The organism is Citrobacter sp. VF227, from assembly GCF_052950715.1.
Genome location: NZ_JBRFVF010000053.1, coordinates 1 through 1,203 on the forward strand (window position 1 = coordinate 1; position 1,203 = coordinate 1,203).

General features: G+C 66.6%; 2 protein-coding genes. Both read right to left on the minus strand.

Features of this window, described 5'->3' with window-relative positions; translation table 11 throughout:
- A partial coding sequence (locus tag ACU8YC_RS24940; RefSeq protein WP_446895949.1) for an efflux RND transporter permease subunit occupies positions 1-353 on the minus strand: 353 nt, incomplete at its 3' end.
- A 52-nt stretch (positions 354-405) separates the two neighbouring features.
- Positions 406-1,203, minus strand: a 798-nt coding sequence (locus ACU8YC_RS24945; RefSeq protein ID WP_446895950.1) for an efflux RND transporter periplasmic adaptor subunit, incomplete at its 5' end; no start/stop codon positions are given.

Sequence of the window (1,203 nt, forward strand, 5' to 3'; positions counted from 1 at the left end):
GGGCTGAGCTGCGACAAGCGGTTGAGGACCCGCTGCTCGGCCTCCTCATAGGTGAAATTGTAGTTGAACTGGACCTTCACGTCGGAGAGGCCAAACAGCGAGATCGTCCGCACGACGGTGGCATTCGGGATGCCGGCGAGCTGCACCTCCAGCGGGATGGTGATGTAGCGCTCGATCTCCTCGGCCGATTGGCCGGGGTTCTGGGTAATCACGTCCACGAGCGGCGGCACGGGGTCGGGATAAGCCTCGATGTTCAGTTGGGCATAGCTGGCCGCGCCGACTACCAGCGTCGCGAGAAACAGCAGGAGGACGAGGACGCGCTGGCGCAGGACGAAGGTGATGACGCCGGTCATGACAACTTCCCGCGGTCGGTTGCGGTGCAAGCCGAAGCTCGTCGATCGGTGATCATGAAGCCTTCTCTCCGCTCGCGGCCCGATCGATGAAGAGGGCGCCGCGCGAGACGATCCGTTCGCCGGTCTGCAAGCCCTCGGTGACCTGCAGAAGATCACCGTCACGCAGCCCGAGCTTGATCTCGCGGGCCTCGACCGCGCCGTCCGGGCGCAGCACCCAGACATGCGCGCGGTCCCCCTCCTGAACGACCGCGCTCTCTGGGACCGCCGGGCCGCTCACGGCGTCGCCGGTGATGATCGCGAACCGCGCGAACATCTCAGGCTTGAGTTCTTGATCGGGGTTCTCGACCTCGCACCGGACCGCGAGCCGGCGCGTCGCCGGATCGAGGCTCGCGGCCATGTAGGTGACACGCGCGCGGAAGGTGCGGTCGCCGAAGCCGTTGACGGTCGCCACGGCCGGCTGACCGAGCCGGATGCGGGGGATGTCGCTCTCGCGCACGTTGGCGATCAGCCACACGGTCGCGAGATCGCCGATGGTGAAGACCGGATCGCTGCCGGTTCCGAGGTACTGGCCGAGGCCGACCTTGCGCTGCACGACTGTCCCGGCGATCGGCGCTCGGATCACCGTCTCCGGACTCATGCTGCTGTTCTTCTGGAACGCGGCGATCTCCGCGTCGGTCTTGCCCAGGATCCGCAGGCGGTTCTTGACCGCCTCCAGGGCCGCCTCCGCGGTCTGTTTGTCGCTCTGGGCCGAGATGACGTCGTTCTCGGCGCTCTGATAATCCTTGAGCGCGGCGGCGTTGGCCTGGAATAGCACCTGCTGGCGCGCGGCGATGATCTGGTTGAGCTTGAG